At 47.0% G+C, this 17,956-nt stretch carries 17 protein-coding genes; 9 read left to right on the top strand and 8 right to left on the bottom strand.

The genetic code is table 11. The annotated features are described in order from the left end of the window. Nucleotides 1-164 precede the first annotated feature (164 nt). Together H6F74_RS25525 and H6F74_RS25530 are read left to right on the top strand one after the other, a co-directional pair. On the top strand, nucleotides 165-350 hold the full coding sequence (locus tag H6F74_RS25525; RefSeq protein WP_190444935.1) for a hypothetical protein: 186 nt from the start codon (nucleotides 165-167) through the stop codon (nucleotides 348-350). Further along, nucleotides 337-684 carry a type II toxin-antitoxin system PemK/MazF family toxin gene (locus H6F74_RS25530; protein WP_190444936.1) on the top strand — a complete coding sequence of 116 codons (348 nt, stop codon included), beginning with the start codon at nucleotides 337-339 and terminating at the stop codon, nucleotides 682-684. The genes H6F74_RS25525 and H6F74_RS25530 overlap by 14 nt, the downstream gene beginning before the upstream one ends. Nucleotides 685-726: 42 nt before the next feature. On the opposite strand, the gene H6F74_RS25535 is transcribed toward H6F74_RS25530, so the two are convergent. After that, nucleotides 727-2,229 carry an NAD(P)/FAD-dependent oxidoreductase gene (locus H6F74_RS25535; RefSeq protein WP_190444937.1) on the bottom strand — a complete coding sequence of 501 codons (1,503 nt, stop codon included), beginning with the start codon at nucleotides 2,227-2,229 and terminating at the stop codon, nucleotides 727-729. Nucleotides 2,230-2,393: 164 nt separating this feature from the next. Here H6F74_RS25535 and H6F74_RS25540 point away from each other — a divergent pair, with 164 nt between their 5' ends. Next, nucleotides 2,394-3,119, top strand: coding sequence for a Uma2 family endonuclease (locus H6F74_RS25540; RefSeq protein WP_190444938.1), 726 nt, complete (start codon nucleotides 2,394-2,396; stop codon nucleotides 3,117-3,119). A 24-nt stretch (nucleotides 3,120-3,143) separates the two neighbouring features. On the opposite strand, the gene H6F74_RS25545 is transcribed toward H6F74_RS25540, so the two are convergent. Next, entirely contained in the window at nucleotides 3,144-4,598 is a 1,455-nt protein-coding gene (locus H6F74_RS25545) for a PLP-dependent aminotransferase family protein (protein WP_190444966.1), read from the bottom strand. A 123-nt stretch (nucleotides 4,599-4,721) separates the two neighbouring features. Here H6F74_RS25545 and H6F74_RS25550 point away from each other — a divergent pair, with 123 nt between their 5' ends. The 3 genes from H6F74_RS25550 (at nucleotide 4,722) to H6F74_RS25560 (ending at nucleotide 6,696) form a co-directional block, all read left to right on the top strand. After that, the gene (locus H6F74_RS25550; RefSeq protein ID WP_190444939.1) at nucleotides 4,722-5,195 is read left to right on the top strand and encodes a GNAT family N-acetyltransferase; all 474 of its coding nucleotides are present in this window, start codon (nucleotides 4,722-4,724) and stop codon (nucleotides 5,193-5,195) included. Nucleotides 5,196-5,259: 64 nt separating this feature from the next. Next, nucleotides 5,260-5,946 (top strand): pyridoxamine 5'-phosphate oxidase family protein, encoded by a 687-nt coding sequence (locus H6F74_RS25555; RefSeq protein ID WP_242022463.1) that lies wholly within the window; start codon nucleotides 5,260-5,262, stop codon nucleotides 5,944-5,946. 6 nt (nucleotides 5,947-5,952) lie between these two features. Next, nucleotides 5,953-6,696: a pyridoxine 5'-phosphate synthase gene (locus H6F74_RS25560; protein ID WP_190444940.1), complete on the top strand. Its 744-nt coding sequence runs from the start codon at nucleotides 5,953-5,955 to the stop codon at nucleotides 6,694-6,696. 164 nt (nucleotides 6,697-6,860) lie between these two features. On the opposite strand, the gene H6F74_RS25565 is transcribed toward H6F74_RS25560, so the two are convergent. Further along, nucleotides 6,861-7,847 carry a tetratricopeptide repeat protein gene (locus H6F74_RS25565; protein ID WP_190444941.1) on the bottom strand — a complete coding sequence of 329 codons (987 nt, stop codon included), beginning with the start codon at nucleotides 7,845-7,847 and terminating at the stop codon, nucleotides 6,861-6,863. A gap of 61 nt (nucleotides 7,848-7,908) precedes the next feature. Next, entirely contained in the window at nucleotides 7,909-9,609 is a 1,701-nt protein-coding gene (ribBA, locus tag H6F74_RS25570) for a bifunctional 3,4-dihydroxy-2-butanone-4-phosphate synthase/GTP cyclohydrolase II (protein WP_347269555.1), read from the bottom strand. Nucleotides 9,610-9,783: 174 nt separating this feature from the next. Here ribBA and H6F74_RS25575 point away from each other — a divergent pair, with 174 nt between their 5' ends. Together H6F74_RS25575 and argC are read left to right on the top strand one after the other, a co-directional pair. Next, a complete protein-coding gene (locus H6F74_RS25575; protein ID WP_313931015.1) occupies nucleotides 9,784-9,999 on the top strand; it encodes a helix-turn-helix transcriptional regulator in 216 nt (71 codons plus the stop codon). A 337-nt stretch (nucleotides 10,000-10,336) separates the two neighbouring features. Continuing rightward, nucleotides 10,337-11,398, top strand: coding sequence for an N-acetyl-gamma-glutamyl-phosphate reductase (gene argC / locus H6F74_RS25580; RefSeq protein ID WP_190424004.1), 1,062 nt, complete (start codon nucleotides 10,337-10,339; stop codon nucleotides 11,396-11,398). Between the two features lie 90 nt (nucleotides 11,399-11,488). Here the strand turns inward: argC and eno are convergent, their stop codons facing one another. Further along, nucleotides 11,489-12,781, bottom strand: a complete 1,293-nt coding sequence (eno, locus tag H6F74_RS25585) for a phosphopyruvate hydratase (RefSeq protein ID WP_190444942.1) — start codon at nucleotides 12,779-12,781, stop codon at nucleotides 11,489-11,491. A 335-nt stretch (nucleotides 12,782-13,116) separates the two neighbouring features. Here eno and gloA point away from each other — a divergent pair, with 335 nt between their 5' ends. Then, nucleotides 13,117-13,548, top strand: a complete 432-nt coding sequence (gloA, locus tag H6F74_RS25590) for a lactoylglutathione lyase (protein ID WP_190444943.1) — start codon at nucleotides 13,117-13,119, stop codon at nucleotides 13,546-13,548. 324 nt (nucleotides 13,549-13,872) lie between these two features. Here gloA and tkt read toward each other — a convergent pair whose 3' ends face one another. From tkt to acpP, 3 genes are all read right to left on the bottom strand, one after another. Further along, entirely contained in the window at nucleotides 13,873-15,885 is a 2,013-nt protein-coding gene (gene tkt / locus H6F74_RS25595) for a transketolase (protein ID WP_190444944.1), read from the bottom strand. Nucleotides 15,886-16,087: 202 nt separating this feature from the next. Continuing rightward, nucleotides 16,088-17,338 (bottom strand): beta-ketoacyl-ACP synthase II, encoded by a 1,251-nt coding sequence (gene fabF / locus H6F74_RS25600; RefSeq protein ID WP_190444945.1) that lies wholly within the window; start codon nucleotides 17,336-17,338, stop codon nucleotides 16,088-16,090. Nucleotides 17,339-17,544: 206 nt separating this feature from the next. After that, nucleotides 17,545-17,796 (bottom strand): acyl carrier protein, encoded by a 252-nt coding sequence (gene acpP, locus H6F74_RS25605; RefSeq protein WP_190423992.1) that lies wholly within the window; start codon nucleotides 17,794-17,796, stop codon nucleotides 17,545-17,547. Nucleotides 17,797-17,956 lie beyond the last annotated feature (160 nt).

Consider the following 17,956-nt stretch of genomic DNA (forward strand, 5'->3'; position numbering starts at 1 on the left):
TATGGCAAAGACGCACTAATTACGACTAAAGTTGCAGTTATACGGGTGATTGTGCAAATTTCTGGATCGCTTAGAGTGGTTCATTTCTTAAAACGCGATCGCATTTTGGGGAAAGGTGCGATCGCCTCTACAAAAACAAAGTCCGTTTTCAAAGAAGGATCGTTATGACATCAAATCAAAATGTTGAAGAAATTAAAGCCATGATCTTCCAGCTACCAGTGGAGGAACTTGTAGCACTGATGGCAGATATTGAAAAAAGAGTGGAAACCGTTACGATGATGCAGCTGGCAGAGACAGGTTTTCAGGAGTGGAACGACCCAGAGGAAGATATCTATAATGACGAAGCCTAAGCCAGCACAAGTGTGGTTGGTGCGCTTCCCATTTAGCGATCTAACTGCCACAAAAGTTAGACCAGCTCTTGTTTTAGCAGTTCATAGAGAAGAGTTGATTATTTTGGGTATTTTCTCAAAAATGCCTGTCGATGCTTTGCGTGAAACTTGGGTTGTGATTGAAGAAGACCATCCGGAGTTTTTACAAGTAGGTCTGAAAAAAACATCTTTGATTAGGGCTGATAAGATTGCAACTGTCCATGAATCAGTGTTTCAGAGGCAGTTGGAAATTTTACCATCAGACATACTGATGTTAGTACACGAAGCGCTGAAAAAGGCTCTTTGTATTTCTTAAAGTTTCGTTGAATTAAACATGAAAAAAAGGTGTTTTTGTATTTTATAACTTTAATAACTTCGCCGTTTCTTTCGGAGTTACTAAAGTATTCGCACACAAAATCCCAGACGCAGCAACAGCGGGAACGCCAATTCCTGGCATCGTGCTATCCCCCACCCGATACAATCCAGAAATTGGCGTTTGTGTGCCTGGAAATGTCCCTTTACCAGCTGCAATTGCAGGGCCATATGTTCCCTGATAGCGGCGTAAGTAGTAAGCGTGAGTTAACGGTGTGCCGATAAGTTCTAATACAATGCGATCGCGTATATCCGGAATCACTCTCTCTAACGCACCCAATAGAGATTGCGATCGCTCTTTTTTCCTCTCCTCATACCCCTCATCCCGTCGCCATCCCTCATAAGGTTCCAACGTGTAGGCGTGAACCACATGATGTCCCACTGGTGCAAGATTAGCATCCCATACCGAAGGGATTGAAATCATGCAAGTATTCCCCGGTTCAGTAATATCTTTACTCGCATCGTGAACTACCACATGATGTCCGGTCAGATTTTCCAAACCCTCAGCGCGGATGCCTAAATGTAAGTGCATAAAACTATCAACCGCCGGGATCCCTAAAGATTGCTGACGATAAGATTGCGGCAAATCTTCGGGGCGCAATAACTTAGTATAAGTATCCCAAATTGTGGCATTAGAAATTACCACAGGCGCGTTAATGATTTCACTATTTTTTAACTTAACACCTGTCACTTTGCCCGATTGGATTAATATTTGCTCAACATGAGCATTCAATTTCAATTCGCCGCCCCAACGCTTTAAACCGCGAACCAAAGCATTAATAATTGCGCCACTTCCCCCAACGGGATACTCGACACCAGCGCGAGAACGTTCCCCCAACATAAATGCCACTTCTGGGGCAATTGTCCCGTGCGCCTTAAGTCCAGAAAGTAGAAAACATTCTAAGTCAATTAAGCGCCGCACCCAAGGATCTCGCACCTCTCGATCCATCACATCGCCAACAGAACCTTGGACGATTCTTAGATACGGTAGCAGTTTTAATACAGATGGTAAATATTGCTTCAAAATTACTGGTATCATCTGCCAATCGGCTCTCAAAGCAATAGTAGGAATCCCCCGCAGCGATTCGTAAAGAGGTAGTAAACGTTTTTCAAATTGTTCTAATTCGCTTGCACCTTGAGGCGTAATTTCAGCAACTGTTTGCCGATAGCGTTCTGCATTGCTGTAAACGGGAAAGGTGCTTTCAGGAAAGTGATAGTGACCCATAGGATCGTAGCGAACAGCTTGCAACGACTCTCCCAGAACTTCTAACACTTGCTGTAATGGATTTAGACCGCTTTCAGGGGTGAGTCCGCAATAAAATGAGGGGCCAGAGTCAAAATGAAATCCCTGCCGCGAGAAACTGTGTGCAGCACCACCAGCGATCGCGTGACTTTCGCACACTAGCACCCGCTTTCCGTAACGAGCAAGTAACGCCCCTGCGGTTAAACCGCCAATTCCGCTACCGATAACAATTACGTCTAAACTCATATTATGGCAATCTCATTTGATTTATGAAAACTATCTTTTTTAAACGAACCGCCGAGACACTAAAAATGCAGAGGAAGAGAAAAGAGATTATTCTTTAAATGGATTTGATTTATTTAGGGAAATTTATTGGATAATTATCTTAATAGCTTGTGGAGCTAATCTTTATGGTACAGCACAACCCGGAAACCAGATTACCAACAAGCGCTGAACTTCCTTGTTCGGATGATACACCAGTGGATAACGAAGACCAGAATTTTATCCCAAATTTTCTATTATTCTTGCTAGAGTTCATTTGGGGTAATCGTCTTGACTGGTATTTTGGTGTTGATATGGGCATCTACCACACGACAGGCGTGAATCCGAGAGTACCCGTGGTGCCAGATGGGTTTCTAAGTTTGGGAGTTGAACGCAGGAAAAACAATGGTTCTCGCTCCAGCTATGTTCTTTGGGAAGAAAATAATATTGCGCCTATTTTTGTCTTAGAAATTGTCTCTCACACCTATGGGGGAGAATACGACACAAAAATGGCAATTTATGCCAATTTAGGCGTGTTGTATTATGTAATTTATAATCCGAATTTCTGGCGGCGCGACCAGGAACAACCTTTTGAAGTTTACCGTTTAGTAAATGGACAATATCAGTTACAAATCGGAGAACCATTCTGGATGCCAGAAATTGGTTTAGGGATTGGGCGATTTGTGGCTCAAGTCGGAGGCATACAGCGCGAGGTATTGTACTGGTACGATGCCCAAGGTGCGAGGTATCAGACTGCTGAGGAATTGGCTGAAATTGAGCGAAATCAGCGGGAGTTAGCACAACAGCAAGCATCTGAAATGGCTGAGTTACTGGCGAGATATCGCGATCGCTTTGGTGACTTAACCCAAGAGTAATAAATTTTACTTTCAGCTTCAGCTCTATTTCAAAACTTCCGCCAACCTGCCAATTCCCTCCTCAATTTGTAGCAAAGTGAGTTCAGAGTAACCAAAGATAAACTCGCCAGGGCGATGTGCTTTGAGATAATGAGGTTCGGCGGACATCATCCCGACACCCACTTTCGCAGCACGCTGAATAATCTCCTCATCGCTAAAGCTGGTGTACAGTCGCACCATCAAATGAATTCCAGCCTTTTCGCCTAGAATAGTCGCTTGTTCCCCAAAGTGAGCCTTTAAAGCCTGCACTAACACGCTTCGACATTGGTCATAGTGCGATCGCATTCTTCTCAGATGACGTTCTAAATGCCCTTCTTCAATAAAATCCGTCAGGATATACTGCTCTAACAACGGTAACTGGCGATCGCTCAACCACTTGGCGCGGGTAAAGATTGATACTAAATTCTGGGGTAACACTAAATAGCCAATCCGCAACGAGGGAAACAGCACCTTCGAGAAAGTCCCGATGTAAAGCACTGAGTCACTTTTATCTAACCCTTGCAAGGCGGGAATCGGGCGATCGCCATAGCGATATTCGCTGTCATAATCATCTTCAATAATCATCGTCCCCGTAGAGTGCGCCCAAGACAGTAACTCTAATCGCCGAGGAAGTGATAGTATCGCCCCAGTGGGAAACTGGTGAGAAGGTGTTACGTAGACAAGTTTAATCGGTTCAGTTGTATCGGCTAAATCCTTGACCACTAAGCCTGACTCATCTACACCGATAGGCAAGAGTTTAGCGCCCTGTGAGAGAAAGATTCGCCGTGCGCTGAGGTAGCCTGGGTCTTCGATCGCGATCGCATCCCCCGGATCGATCAACAAGCGCATCACCATATACAGCGCTTGCTGGGTGCCATTGGTCATGATTACAGAGTCGGGGTCGCACTGCACTGCACGGGAACGAGACAGGTAACGGGCGATCGCTTCTCGCAAAGGTCTGTGTCCTTGGGGATCGGTTGCATAGTCCAGCCAAGAGGAGCCTTTGCGACAGTGACTCAACAGCAGCTTGCGCCACAGTTGCATTGGAAATTTATCAAAAGCAGGTCGTCCGTAGCGAAAGCTAATCGCAGTGTCGGGTTCACTCATCAAAGAGACATCCGTATGGGATAGGTTTATCCCATACTTGGACAGCTTGCAAAGTGGACGCGCAATCTTCTCTTGAGACTCAACGGGCGTACTTCGCAGCATCAAGTCGGGGAGTTGATCGCAGACAAACGTCCCAGAACCTACGATGGTCTGGATATAGCCTTCGCTGAGCAGTTGCTCATAACTTTGGGTAACGGTAGTACGAGAAATTCCTAAAGATTTGGAGAGCGATCGCGTTGAAGGAATGCGCTCTTTTGGCGGTAAACGTCCGCTCAAAATAGCTTGACGCAGTTCTTCATATAGCTGCCGATGTAAGGGTACTGCATTGCTGTCGAGGGCGATCGCTAAATCCATACTTACCCGCTTGAGAGAATCAGACCAAAGTGGACTGATATTAGATCGCAAAAGTGGCTCTTGTAGAAGACCACTTTCAAGATTACTCTAACAGAGAAACAAGCGTGAACCCGTATCGTGCTGATGGAACGAGAAATCTATATCAGAGAGGCTTTTCCAGAAGAAGATTCCCTAATTGCCGAACATTTTTATCAAATGTGGCTGGATAATCATGTTCCTTCTGACTCTATTGAGTCTGACTGGCTCGACATTACGCTCCAGTTTATAGAACGCGCTCGAAAAGAGCGATGCTACAAAGCTTTTGTCGCGGAGGTTGATGGTAGAGCGATCGCTTCAGCCAGTTGTCAACTGTTTGCTGGTCTTTACCCGCATATCCTCAAACCGGAATCTCGCAATTATGGATACATCTGGGGAGTTTACGTTGAACCGCCTCACCGCAGACAGGGACTTGCCAAAAAACTCACGCTTTGTGCAATCGACCATCTGAAATCGCTTAACTGCACAAGGGTTATCCTACACGCCTCTCCATCAGGTAAGCCAGTTTACTCTAGTCTTGGCTTCAGTGAAACTAACGGGATGCGGCTAGATTTGATGTGATTAAAGAGACATTCTAAACGGTCTATAAGCCATCAAAGGTATTAAACACTACTAGGAGGAAATCATGAGTTCTTTAGAACATGAAATGAGTGAGGAACTTACCGCTACGCAACGCAGCACCGTTAAGCGTCTTCCTCAACGCGCAGGTTACGAACGTCCGGTTATCTATCAAATTTTGGATGAAGGGTTGGTGTGCCATGTTGGATTTGTTGTAGACGGTCAGCCTTTTGTCATTCCTACTGCTTATGGGAGGGTAGGAGACAAGCTGTATATTCATGGATCGCCTGCTAGCCGGATGTTGCGATCGCTCTCCAACGGGATTGAGGTCTGCGTTACAGTCACTTTGCTGGATGGGCTGGTACTGGCGAGGTCTGCCTTCCACCACTCGATGAATTATCGCTCAGTTGTAATTTTTGGCACAGCGATGATTGCGGAAAACCCTGAAGAAAAACTGGAAGCACTCCTCGCCTTTACCGAACACGTAATACCGGGACGGTGGGCAGAGGTGCGATCGCCAAGTCGTCAGGAAATTCAGGGAACCTTGGTACTCTCCCTACCCCTGAATGAGGCATCAGCTAAGGTGCGGACTGGCGATCCTAACGATGACGAAGCAGACTACAGCTTACCCGTGTGGGCGGGTGTTGTTCCTCTGCAATTAACTGCTGCTGCGCCAATTGCCGATTCTCGTTTACAGCCGGGAATCAGTCTACCCGCTTATGTACAAAATTACACCCGTGTTTGCGAAAGGTAACAAGCAATGACCAATCTTAGCGTCAACCTCAATAAGGTTGCTCTGCTCAGAAATTCTCGTTCTTTGGAACTCCCAAGCGTCACCAAAGCTGCGACAATCTGTATCGAAGCTGGTGCCAATGGCATTACAGTTCACCCCCGCCCAGATAAACGTCACATTCGACCAGAGGATGTGTATGCTCTAGCGGAAACGATCGCGGTTGAGTTTAATATTGAAGGCAATCCATTCCAACCGCAGTTTATGGAGATGGTTCGCCAAGTCAAACCAACGCAGTGTACATTGGTGCCTGATGCTGCCGATACTTTCACTTCAGATCGCGGTTGGGATCTGGTTGAAGATGGACAGCGGCTCATCCCGATTATTGATGAGTTAAGAAATCTGGGGATTCGAGTCAGTTTGTTTTTGAATCCAGATTTGGTGCAGATTCAACACGCTAAAGACATCGGCACCCAACGCATTGAGCTGTACACTGAACCCTATGCGGCTGCATTTGGGCATGGCGATGTAGAGTCTGTTTTTCAGGAATACGCGATCGCTGCTCAAATGGCTCAATCCCTCGGTCTAGGGGTTAATGCTGGACACGATCTCAATCTCCAAAATCTGGGAAAATTTTGCTCTATTCCCGGTATCCTAGAAGTCTCTATTGGTCATGCTCTGATTGCTGATGCTTTGGAAATCGGGTTATCTGGCGCTGTCAAAGCCTACTTGCAAGTCTTATCCCAGGTAGAAATTTCAAATCAGGAGGCATAAATGCTTGAAGTTATTAGTACCTCAGCACGAATGGCACTGACTTAAGATTTGAAATTCATATACACAAAGCATTTTAGTCCGTTTCAACGGACTTAAGCTTTTAGCCCGTTCGCGTAGCGTTCCCGAAGGGTACTTTAGTTCAGGGCTTAGCTTTCAAGACAGGTCTATTGTAATTGTCGCAGCAATTGCAATGCTTTTTGATAATCAGCAGTCATACCTTGATCGCTAAAAAGTTCTGCTGCTGCTTGTAAATCCTGAATTGCGCCTCTTGCATCGCCTGTTTCGTAGCGAATTAACCCCCGATTTCCGAAAGCTTTGGCAAATTTGGGAGAAATCGATATTGCCTCACTATAGTCATCAATTGCTGCTTGAGAATTACCAATTAAATGACGTGCAATTGCCCGATTGTAGTAAGCAGCAGCATTGTTTGCATCGAGTTGGATTGCTTTGTCGTAATCTGCGATCGCTTCTTCTATATCTCCCATTCGCCGCCGAAGAATCCCTCGGTTGTAATAAGCTTCTGCTAAATTCGGATTGAGACTCGCCGCTTTAGTAAAATCGGCAATTGCTTCCTTTGTTTCACCTAATTTAACGCGAACATTTCCCCGGTTTACGTAGGCGTTAGCATAGTTAGGTTGTATCCGAATTGCTTTGCTTAAATCCTCAAAAGCAGCTTTAGAATCGCCTAACCCACTCAGCGCATTTCCCCGATTATAGTAAGCGATCGCATTCTTTGAATTAAGCTTCAGCGCTGCGGTGTAATCTTCAATTGCTTCTCGATAATTTTTTTCTTCAGCATACACAGCACCCCGACTTAAGTAAGCATCAGTATTTTTAGGATTCAAGCCCAACACAGAGGTATAGTCTGCGATCGCACCTGAATTATCTCCTAGCTGACGCTTTGCCAAACCCCGGCGATAATAAGCTTTTTCCAAGGTGGAATCCAGGCGAAGTGCTTCATTGAAATCTGTGACAGCATCGCTGTAGTCACCTTTGTTATATTTTCGTTCGCCCCGATTAAATAATTCCTCAGCACTTAATTGAGCTAATACTGGGGACTGGGGGCTGGGGATTAGGGAATGGGGGTTGAGGGATAATCCACTCAGTAGAATCGCCAGTCCCAAAATTTTTATGGTGTATTGATATTGCATGGCTTTATCCAATTTTGGATTTTAGATTTTGGATTGAAGACAAAAATCCAAAATCTAAAATCTAAAATCCCTGAAAACTGTAGATTTTTTGAGTTTCTAAGTTGTCACAAACAGAGGAAGGTAGAGTACCTATGGGGAAGGTTTGCCGATCTAGGTGTATTTGTAAGCCTGTCAGGGGGTCTAAACCAGTTGAAATCATAAATTCCAGGCCTTCCAAATGTTGCCATTGCGATAAAGCATCAAGAATTTGCGCGATCGCTTTCACATAAGGATGACCATTGTCTTGATACCAATCGGATGCTGCCAGATGCGGTTGGTCAAAACCCAAGTGAACAGTTAGCGATGGTTTCCCGAAAAGCGCGATCGCTACAGGTCGCGTTTCTTCCTGCAACAACAAATCATGACTTCTTGCCAAATGCCGCAGTTTATCCAATCTTTCGTAGCGTTCCGTTACCTGCGGTTCATCCTGCCAGTGCAGCGCTACTGTAACTAAATACGTCTGCAACAGCATATGACCCAACTTTTGGGCTTTTGTCGCTAGATAGATCGAATTATAATCATTTGCCTCAATCAACAATGGCACCCGATCTACCACCTCCAAACCGTAGCCTTTCAACCCAGCAATTTTGCGGGGATTATTAGTAATCAAGCAAATTTTGGTTATCCCTAAATCGTTGAGGATTTGCGCTCCTACCCCATAATTCCGCAAATCGGCCGGAAATCCCAATCGCTCATTTGCTTCTACAGTATCCAGCCCCATATCTTGCAAAGAATAGGCTTTCAACTTATTAATTAAACCAATTCCCCGCCCTTCTTGCCGCAGATAAACCACAACGCCTGCTCCGGCATTTTCAATCATTTTCAGCGCCGCTTGCAGTTGCATTCGGCAGTCGCAACGCAGAGAACCCAAAGCATCACCAGTCAGACATTCCGAGTGCATCCGCACCATCACCTTTTTGTCATTAAAATCAGCTGGGTTGCCCTTAACAATAGCAACTGTTTCTGATTGATCTAAGGTGTTACGGTAAGCGTAAATTTGGAAATTGCCAAACTGAGTAGGCAATTCAGCAATCGTCTCGCGACAGACGAATCTTTCGTGATTGAGGCGGTAACTAATTAAGTCAGCAATACTGATAATTTTCAGATTGTGCATCTTGGAGTATTCTATTAACTCCGGCAACCGCGCCATCGAACCATCGGGATTTTGAATTTCGCAGATCACCCCAGCTGGATATAATCCTGCCAATTTTGGCAAGTCAACCCCGGCTTCTGTATGACCTGCCCGTTTCAAAACGCCACCTTCCCGCGCCCGTAGAGGGAATATGTGACCCGGACGGCGCAAGTCTTGTGGGGATGTTGCGGGATTAATAGCTACCTGGATCGTCAGCGCCCTATCTTCAGCAGAAATTCCTGTGCGTACACCCATACTGGGGGAGGCGTCGATGCTGATGGTGAAGGCGGTTTGGTTGCTGTCGGTGTTGTTGCTAACCATCAAGGGCAGATCGAGTTCATCCAAGCGATCGCCTGTCAGCGCCAAACAAATCAGACCCCGCGCATACACCGCCATGAAATTGATCGTGTCCGGCGTGGCAAACTGCGCCGCACAAATCAAATCACCTTCGTTTTCCCGACTCTCATCATCCACTACCACGACCATCCGCCCAGCCTTGAGGTCTGCTAAGGCAGCATCAATCGAGTCAAATTTAAACGTTTGGTTTGAAGCAGCGCGATGCTTCGCATCTTGGCTTTGAGGCAATTCCACAGATTAACAGCAATAAACCGTAAAAAACTATCTCTCTTGATAGTAGCCTGTTGCCACCACTAAGAGGGGCAGTCACTTAGATTATAGAGGGATGCGCTAACGCGCGATCGCTCGCCTTGATACTTATAGTCTGTGGCACAATCGGTAGTTGAAGTATCATCCTTTCTCCTAATAGTGGCACCTGAGCTTGAAAAATTTGGCGAACAAGTCCGACAACTGAGAAAAGCACTAGGGCTTTCTCAGGAAGATTTGGCAGAACTGACAGATTTACACCGCACCTACATTGGCGGAATTGAGCGCGGTGAAAGAAACGTTGCCTTAATCAATATTGTCCGCTTAGCAAAAGCCTTAAATGTGTCACCAAGTGAACTATTAAAAGGAATTGAATGACAGGATTCCACAACTTATGTAGGAATTACGATATATCAGCATGGTGATCAATAAAGCTAATTAGAATCCGCAGTAAAGCCAAAACTATTTAGCAGCAGCGGTGCTTTTATTAAGTGAATAAATTACTAAATTATCGGAGCAATATAGGATTAGTTGCTATAGTTAGTCTTGAATCCCGGCAACTAACATTGTTGCGCTGGACGATTATGTTAAAATTTCTACCACCAAATCTTAGTTTTGATACTACAATGCAGCAAAAGTAGCTTTGTGCGATCGCTTTGACTTTGGCTGATTACTGACCGCTTAAAATTAAAGATTTTTAGGAAACAAGAGCATCATGGGTGAATTAGGACGTGTGCCAGTTGGAATTGTTGGCGCGTCGGGCTATGGTGGTGTGCAACTGGTCAGACTCTTGAAGGAGCATCCGGGAGTCGAACTGGTTTACTTAGGTGGGGAGAGTAGTGCCGGAAAGCCATTTTCCGACCTCTACCCGCATCTAGGCCATTGCGTTGACTTAAACATAGAACCGCTGGATTTAGACACCATTGCCAGTCGCTGTAAAGTCGTTTTTCTCTCCTTGCCGAATGGTCTTGCCTATCAAATGGCACCAGCATTGGTGGCGAAGGGGTGCAAAGTGCTGGATTTATCGGCTGACTACCGATTTTTTGACTTGGAAACATACCAATCCTGGTATGGTGGCGATCGCGCAGATCGAGAAATTGCTGCCACAGCAGCTTATGGCTTACCGGAACTATATCGCGATCGCATTGCCGAAGCCTCGCTAATAGGTTGTGCTGGTTGCTATCCCACCGCGAGTCTCCTGGCACTCTCACCACTCTTAAAGCAAGGATTAATCTTGTCAGAAACCGCCATTATCGATGCCAAATCCGGCACATCTGGCGGCGGACGGCAAGCAAAAACCAATTTGTTACTAGCTGAGGCTGACAACTCGCTTGGCCCTTACGGAGTCGGCGGAAGGCACCGCCATACCCCAGAAATTGAGCAAGTTTGTAGCGACTTGGCTGGACACGAAGTCAGAGTACAATTTACCCCGCACCTGATCCCGATGGTGCGCGGAATTTTAGCCACCGTCTACGCCACCCTGCGCGATCCCGGACTGGTGCGAGAAGATTTACTCACCATTTACAAAGCCTTCTACCGCTCATCTCCATTCGTCAAAATGTTACCAGGCGGCACTTACCCACAAACAAAATGGGCTTGCGGCACCAACTTGTGCTATATCGGCATCGAAGTTGATCCCCGCACCGACCGCGTAATAGTTATGTCAGCAATTGACAACTTAGTCAAAGGGCAAGCAGGTCAAGCCCTCCAGTGTCTCAACCTAATGATGGGTTGGGAAGAAACACTTGGGTTGCCAACTATGGGCTTTTACCCATGAATAAGACACCTCATATTCTCGTTCCCAGGCTGGGCCTGGGAACGAGGGGGTGGGAGGCTCAGCCTCCCGTACCGAAAACTGTGTGGATGGCTAAATTGTTGGCCCCATACCTACAGTAGCGGCATAAGTTGCGCGATCGCCCAATTCATCTTCAATTCGCAGCAAGCGGTTATACTTCGCTACCCGTTCGCTGCGGCACAGAGAACCAGTTTTGATTTGACCTGCGCGAGTTGCTACGGCTAAATCGGCAATTGTCGTATCTTCAGTTTCGCCGGAACGATGGCTGATAATCGACCGGAAACCATTGCGAGTAGCTAGGTCAATAGTTGCCAAAGTTTCCGTTAGAGAACCAATTTGATTAAGTTTAATCAGGATTGAATTAGCAGATGCCTGTTCAATTCCTTTTTGTAATCGAATTGGGTTGGTAACAAATAAATCGTCACCAACAAGTTGCACAGATGCGCCCACTTTCTGGGTCAAAAGTTTCCAACTTTCCCAGTCTTCCTCGTGCAAACCATCCTCAATGGAAATAATCGGATATTGCCCGGCTAACTTCGCCATATACTCAATAAAATCAGCAGGCGAATGGGACGCTCCATCGTAAACATACTGACCATCTTTGTAGAACTCGCTAGCGGCAACATCCAGAGCCAAAGCAACTTGTTCTCCTGGTTTATAACCAGCCTGCTCTATCGCCGCCACCAACAATTCTAAAGCCGCTTGATTCGACTCCAAATTTGGCGCAAAACCGCCTTCATCCCCTACGCCTGTCAGCAAATTCTTATCTTTCAACACCTTAGCTAAAGCCGCAAACACTTCAGCACCCCAACGCAGTGCTTCTCGGAAAGAAGTTGCCCCAATAGGCACAATCATGAATTCTTGGAAATCGACATTATTATCAGCGTGAGCGCCACCGTTAATCACATTCATCAACGGTACTGGCAACACATTCGATAACGGCCCCCCCAAATAGCGATAAAGAGGCAATTCTAGAGTCGCAGCAGCAGCTTTAGCATTTGCCAGCGAGACGGCAAGAATAGCATTTGCGCCCAGGTTCGATTTATTTTCCGAGCCATCGATTTGAATCATCGTGGTATCAATCAACACCTGATCCAGCGCGTCCAACTCCATTAATTCAGGCGCGATTTTCTCCTCAACATTCTTTACCGCCGTGAGGACACCTTTCCCACCGTAGCGGCTTTTATCCTCATCCCGCAGTTCGTGTGCCTCAAAAGTCCCTGTAGATGCTCCACTGGGAACCTGAGCCAGCCCCACCGCACCGTTGATCAAATAGACTTCTGCTTCCACTGTTGGACGACCGCGAGAGTCGAGAATTTCACGAGCCACAATAGCGTCAATGGCTGTATCTGGCGTGTTCATCATTTTGTTTCACCCTTAATAGCAAGATTGCAAGTGGCTCACATTTGTGCAGGCCTTGAATCGGCTTTTAGCCCAATACAGTTCAGATAAAGTTTCGTTGTCACACATTTGCTCCCCCTAGTCCCTTCTTTAACGGAGGTAAACTTTTCAAAGCCCTCCAATTTATAGGGGCATCCTCAAACCCCCTATAAATTAGGGGATTGGGGGGATCTACCTGACAAATTTGTTGACATCTAGTAGTCTCGCTGAACCGGATCAGGTTTTGTAGCCCGATTGTTAGAATACGTCCTGAACGGACACTCAAGCGTCATATTAAGAAGGAATTTGGGATTAAAACGATGCGAATGCTACACACCATGCTGCGAGTCGGCAACTTAGAAGAGTCTTTGAAATTTTACTGCGAACTGCTGGGCATGAAGTTGCTGCGCCAAAAAGATTATCCTGGCGGGGAATTTACCCTGGCTTTTGTGGGTTATGGCGATGAGTCTGACCACACGGTGCTGGAACTAACCTACAACTGGGGCAAAGAACAGTACGATTTGGGAGATGCCTACGGTCACATTGCTATTGGTGTTGATGATATTTACGCCACCTGTGAGGAAATAAAGGCGCGTGGCGGCAAAGTCTCGCGGGAACCGGGGCCAATGAAGCATGGTTCGACGGTGATAGCCTTTGTGGAAGACCCGAATGGCTACAAGGTAGAGTTGATTCAACTGGGGACTCAGGGTTCTACTCAGAAGCAGGAAACGGCTGAAGCAGCAAGTCGCTAGGTTTGCGATATTGCTCGCCCCCTATAAGGCTGAGGCTATACAGACAAAGCCCGCGCACCATCCGGGCTTTTTTTGCGTCTTACTCAATACTTCTTTTGTTAGTGATGTTCATCTTTTATAGAAATTAGCCGAGCTGGAATATTCCGTAATTATACTGAAGCGGGCGGAATACAAATTGTCATAAAAAGAACAAGTTGTAAACAAAAAGCTCAATACTGGCGAGGTTGTCACCCCGCCAGCTTGTCCGCGAAGGATACCTGTATTTTTGCCAATAAAAAAGGGGCGGGCATTTTGACCACCCCTCAAGAGATTATTGAGTTGTTATTAACCGAGCAATTCTTTAGCCTTGGCAACTACGTTGTCAACAGTGAAGCCGAACTTCTCTAGAGCAACGGGGCCGGGGGCGGAAACGCCAAAACGGTCAACGCTGATCATTGCGCCTTCACTGCCAATGTAACGGCACCAGCCGAAACTAGAAGCTGCTTCCACAGCTAAGCGCTTAGTGACACCTTTGGGTAACACAGACTCGCGGTAAGCCGCATCCTGCGCGTCGAACAGTTCCCAGCTAGGGATAGAGACGACACGGACTTTCTTGCCTTCACCGCGCAGCTTGTCGGCTGCACCAGCGCAGAGTTGAAGTTCGCTACCTGTACCCATCAGGATGATGTCAGGAGTGCCATCGCTGTCGGAGAGGATGTAAGCGCCTTTAGCCACGCCTTCCATAGAAGTGCCAGGCAAGTTGGGCTGTGCTAGACGAGACAGCGCCAGCAACGTCGGGCGATTTTGGTTAGCAGCTTCAATCGCTACCTTATAAGAACCAGAGGTTTCGTTGCCATCAGCGGGACGAATCACTGTTAGCTGGGGAATTACCCGCAGAGATGCGATGGTTTCAACTGGTTGGTGGGTGGGGCCATCTTCACCTAGCTGGATGGAGTCGTGGGTCATCACCCAGATAGCACCTGCGTGGGACAATGCTGAAATACGAATCGCCGCCCGCATATAGTCAGCAAAAACTAAGAAGGTGGCACCGTAAGGGATTAATCCGGAACCATGTAGAGCAATGCCGTTACAAATCGCTCCCATGCCGTGTTCGCGGACACCAAAGCGGATGTTGCGATTTTCGTAATGGCCGGGCTGGAAGTCGCCGGAAGACTTGAGCAAGGTCATGCAGGAGTGAGCTAAGTCAGCAGAACCGCCAATTAATCCGGGGACAACATCAACCAAGGCGTTGAGGCACTTACCAGACTGATTGCGGGTGGAATCTGCCTTATCTTCTGGGGTGTAGGTAGGTAGTACCTTCTCCCAACCTTCTGCCAGTTTGCCGCTGAGCATTTGTTCTAGTTGGGCTGCTTCAGCACCATACTTGGCTTTGTAATCGGCGAAGTTCTTATTCCACTCTTCCTCGTACTTAGCACCGCGTTCAACTGCTTTGCGCCAATGGTTAAGGGCATCTTCTGGAACCTGAAAAGGCTCGTATTCCCAACCGAGTTTTTCACGGGTTGCAGTTACTTCTGAGCCACCCAATGCGGAACCGTGGACACCTGCGGTATTGGCTTTATTGGGGGAGCCGTAACCGATGGTGGTGCGGACTTTGATCATTGAGGGCTTATCGGTGACAGCTTTTGCTGCTTCAATTGCCTTGTGAATTGCCTCTAGGTCGGTGTTGCCGTCTTCTACAGTCAGGACGTGCCAACCGTAAGCTTCAAAGCGCTTACCGACATCTTCGGTGAAAGCTAGGTCAGTGGAGCCATCGATGGAAATGTGGTTGTCGTCGTACAGGGCAATGAGTTTACCCAAACCCAAGTGTCCCGCCAAGGAACAAGCTTCGCCGGAAACACCTTCCATGTTGCAACCATCACCTAAAATTACATAGGTATAGTGGTCTACGATGGTGCTATCGGGCTTGTTAAACTTAGCTGCTAGGTGAGCTTCTGCGATCGCTAAGCCTACAGCGTTAGAAATACCTTGTCCTAATGGCCCCGTCGTGACTTCCACTCCAGGTGTCATGAAGTTTTCCGGGTGTCCTGGGGTTCTTGATTCCCACTGACGGAACTCCTTGATGTCTTCCAGCGTCACGCTGTCGTAGCCAGCTAGATAGAGGAGAGCATACTGTAACATTGAGCCATGTCCAGCGGAGAGGACAAAGCGATCGCGGTTAAACCACTTGGGGTTTTTCGGGTTACACCGCATAAAGCGATCCCAAAGCACAAATGCCATCGGTGCAGCGCCCATTGGTAGCCCTGGATGGCCTGATTTTGCCTTCTCTACGGCATCAATCGCCAGAAAGCGGATGGAATTAATACAAAGTTCTTCGAGTGATTGGGTTGCAACAACCATGATTTATTCTACTTAACGACGGGTTAGCACGCTTTTTGGATGAGCTGGAAATTGAATGCTCTGGGATCGCCCTAAGCACCCATTACCCGATTATCATCCCATTAGCAGGACTTATGGGCAAGCTGTGGAAAAGACGAAATTATGAAAGATGAAGACTAAAACGTTTGAGTCTTCACCTGACCTATTTATATTTTTATCGCCTCTAGACGTACTTTTTAAATGCTAAGGTTACGTTGTGACCGCCAAATCCGAAAGAATTTGAAAGTGCTACGTCTACTTTTGAAGAGCGACTTGTGTGGGGGACATAATCCAGATCGCACCCCTCATCGGGATTTTCTAAGTTGATTGTGGGTGGAATTTGGTCATTGGCAACTGCCATCACCGTAGCGACTGCTTCAATACCACCGCTTCCGCCTAAAAGATGACCAGTCATGGACTTGGTGGAGCTAATTGCTACTTTGTAGGCACTGTCGCCCAAAGCTTTTTTAATCGCGGCTGTTTCCGTGACATCATTCGCCTGGGTACTGGTGCCGTGGGCGTTGATGTAGCTTACCAGATCGGGAGTTAAGGAGGCATCCTTTAAAGCCATTTGCATAGCTCTGAAGGCACCTTCGCCACCGGGAACTGGTGCTGTCATGTGATAGGCATCGCAAGTCATGCCGTAACCGACAACTTCGGCATAAATTCTGGCTCCCCGACTGAGGGCGTGTTCTAATTCTTCTAGAATTAGAATGCCAGAGCCTTCGCCCATGACGAAGCCATCGCGATCGCGATCAAACGGACGAGAAGCTTTTTGTGGGTCATCATTGCGCGTTGACAGCGCCCGCAACGCACAAAATCCAGCAAACGACAAAGGCGTTACCGCCGCTTCTGTCCCACCGCAGATCATCGCCTGAGCATATCCTCGCTGAATCAAGCGAAAAGCATCTCCTACCGCATTAGAACCTGCGGCACAAGCTGTCACCGTGCAGTTGTTTGGCCCTTTGGCACCCGTGTGAATTGCTGTTAACCCAGCTGCCATGTTGGCGATCATCATGGGAATCATAAATGCACTACACCGATCCGGGCCGCGATTCAGGTAGACTTCTTGCTGGTCTTCGAGTACCTTGATACCGCCAATGCCCGTACCAATGATGATGCCCACTTGTTCTGCATTCAGATCATTGATGACAAATTTAGCGTCTGCGATCGCTTGTTTGCTGGCACTAACCGCAAACTGGGCAAATCGATCCATCCGCTTAGCTTCCTTACGATCCAGGTACTCGTGGGGGTCGAATCCTTTTACCTCCCCAGCAAAGCGACAATCGTGCTTGGATGGATCGAACAAGGTTATCGGGGCTATTCCATTGCGACCGCTCAACAACCCTGCCCAATAATCAGCCAAATTGTTGCCAATCGGTGTAATCGCGCCGAGACCTGTTACAACAACCCGCTTGCATTCAAAATTTGTCATGATGCCAATACTAAAAGGGTTTTTACACCCAGAACGCGGAAACACTATACAGAACTGACTGAGCTAAGAATACTGAGAACTTCAGTATCACTTACTATTTTCAACTATCGCCCTCGCGTGGGGGCGAGTGCTGACACATTGTGTTAATCCAATGTTAGAAGAAATTTTCGTCTTACCCGCCCCTACAGCACTCAGCACACTAGAATTTATGCCGAAGCCGTGACTTTGTTGTTGATGTAGTCCACAACGGCTTGAACAGTGGCAATCTGTTCAGCTGCTTCGTCTGGAATTTCGATATCAAACTCTTCTTCTAGGGCCATGACGAGTTCAACCGTATCCAGGGAATCCGCTCCCAGATCGTTAGCAAAGTTCGCTTGCGGCACTACTTGATCGGGTTCAACCTCTAGTTGTTCCGCCACAATCTTCTTGACTCTTGCAAAAATTTCCTCTTGGCTCATATTAATCCTCTACCCAGTCTCCAGAACTTGCTATATAGGGTTATACGGTTTTTAAGCATTTTTTCATCTTATCTGAAAGAGGGACAACAAAAGCGATAGATAGTCGCTTATCTAAGTGGCACTTAGTCGGAGTGGGGGAGCAGCACACTGGGAAACAGGG

The organism is Trichocoleus sp. FACHB-90 (genome assembly GCF_014695505.1).
Taxonomy (GTDB): domain Bacteria; phylum Cyanobacteriota; class Cyanobacteriia; order Cyanobacteriales; family FACHB-T130; genus Funiculus; species Funiculus sociatus.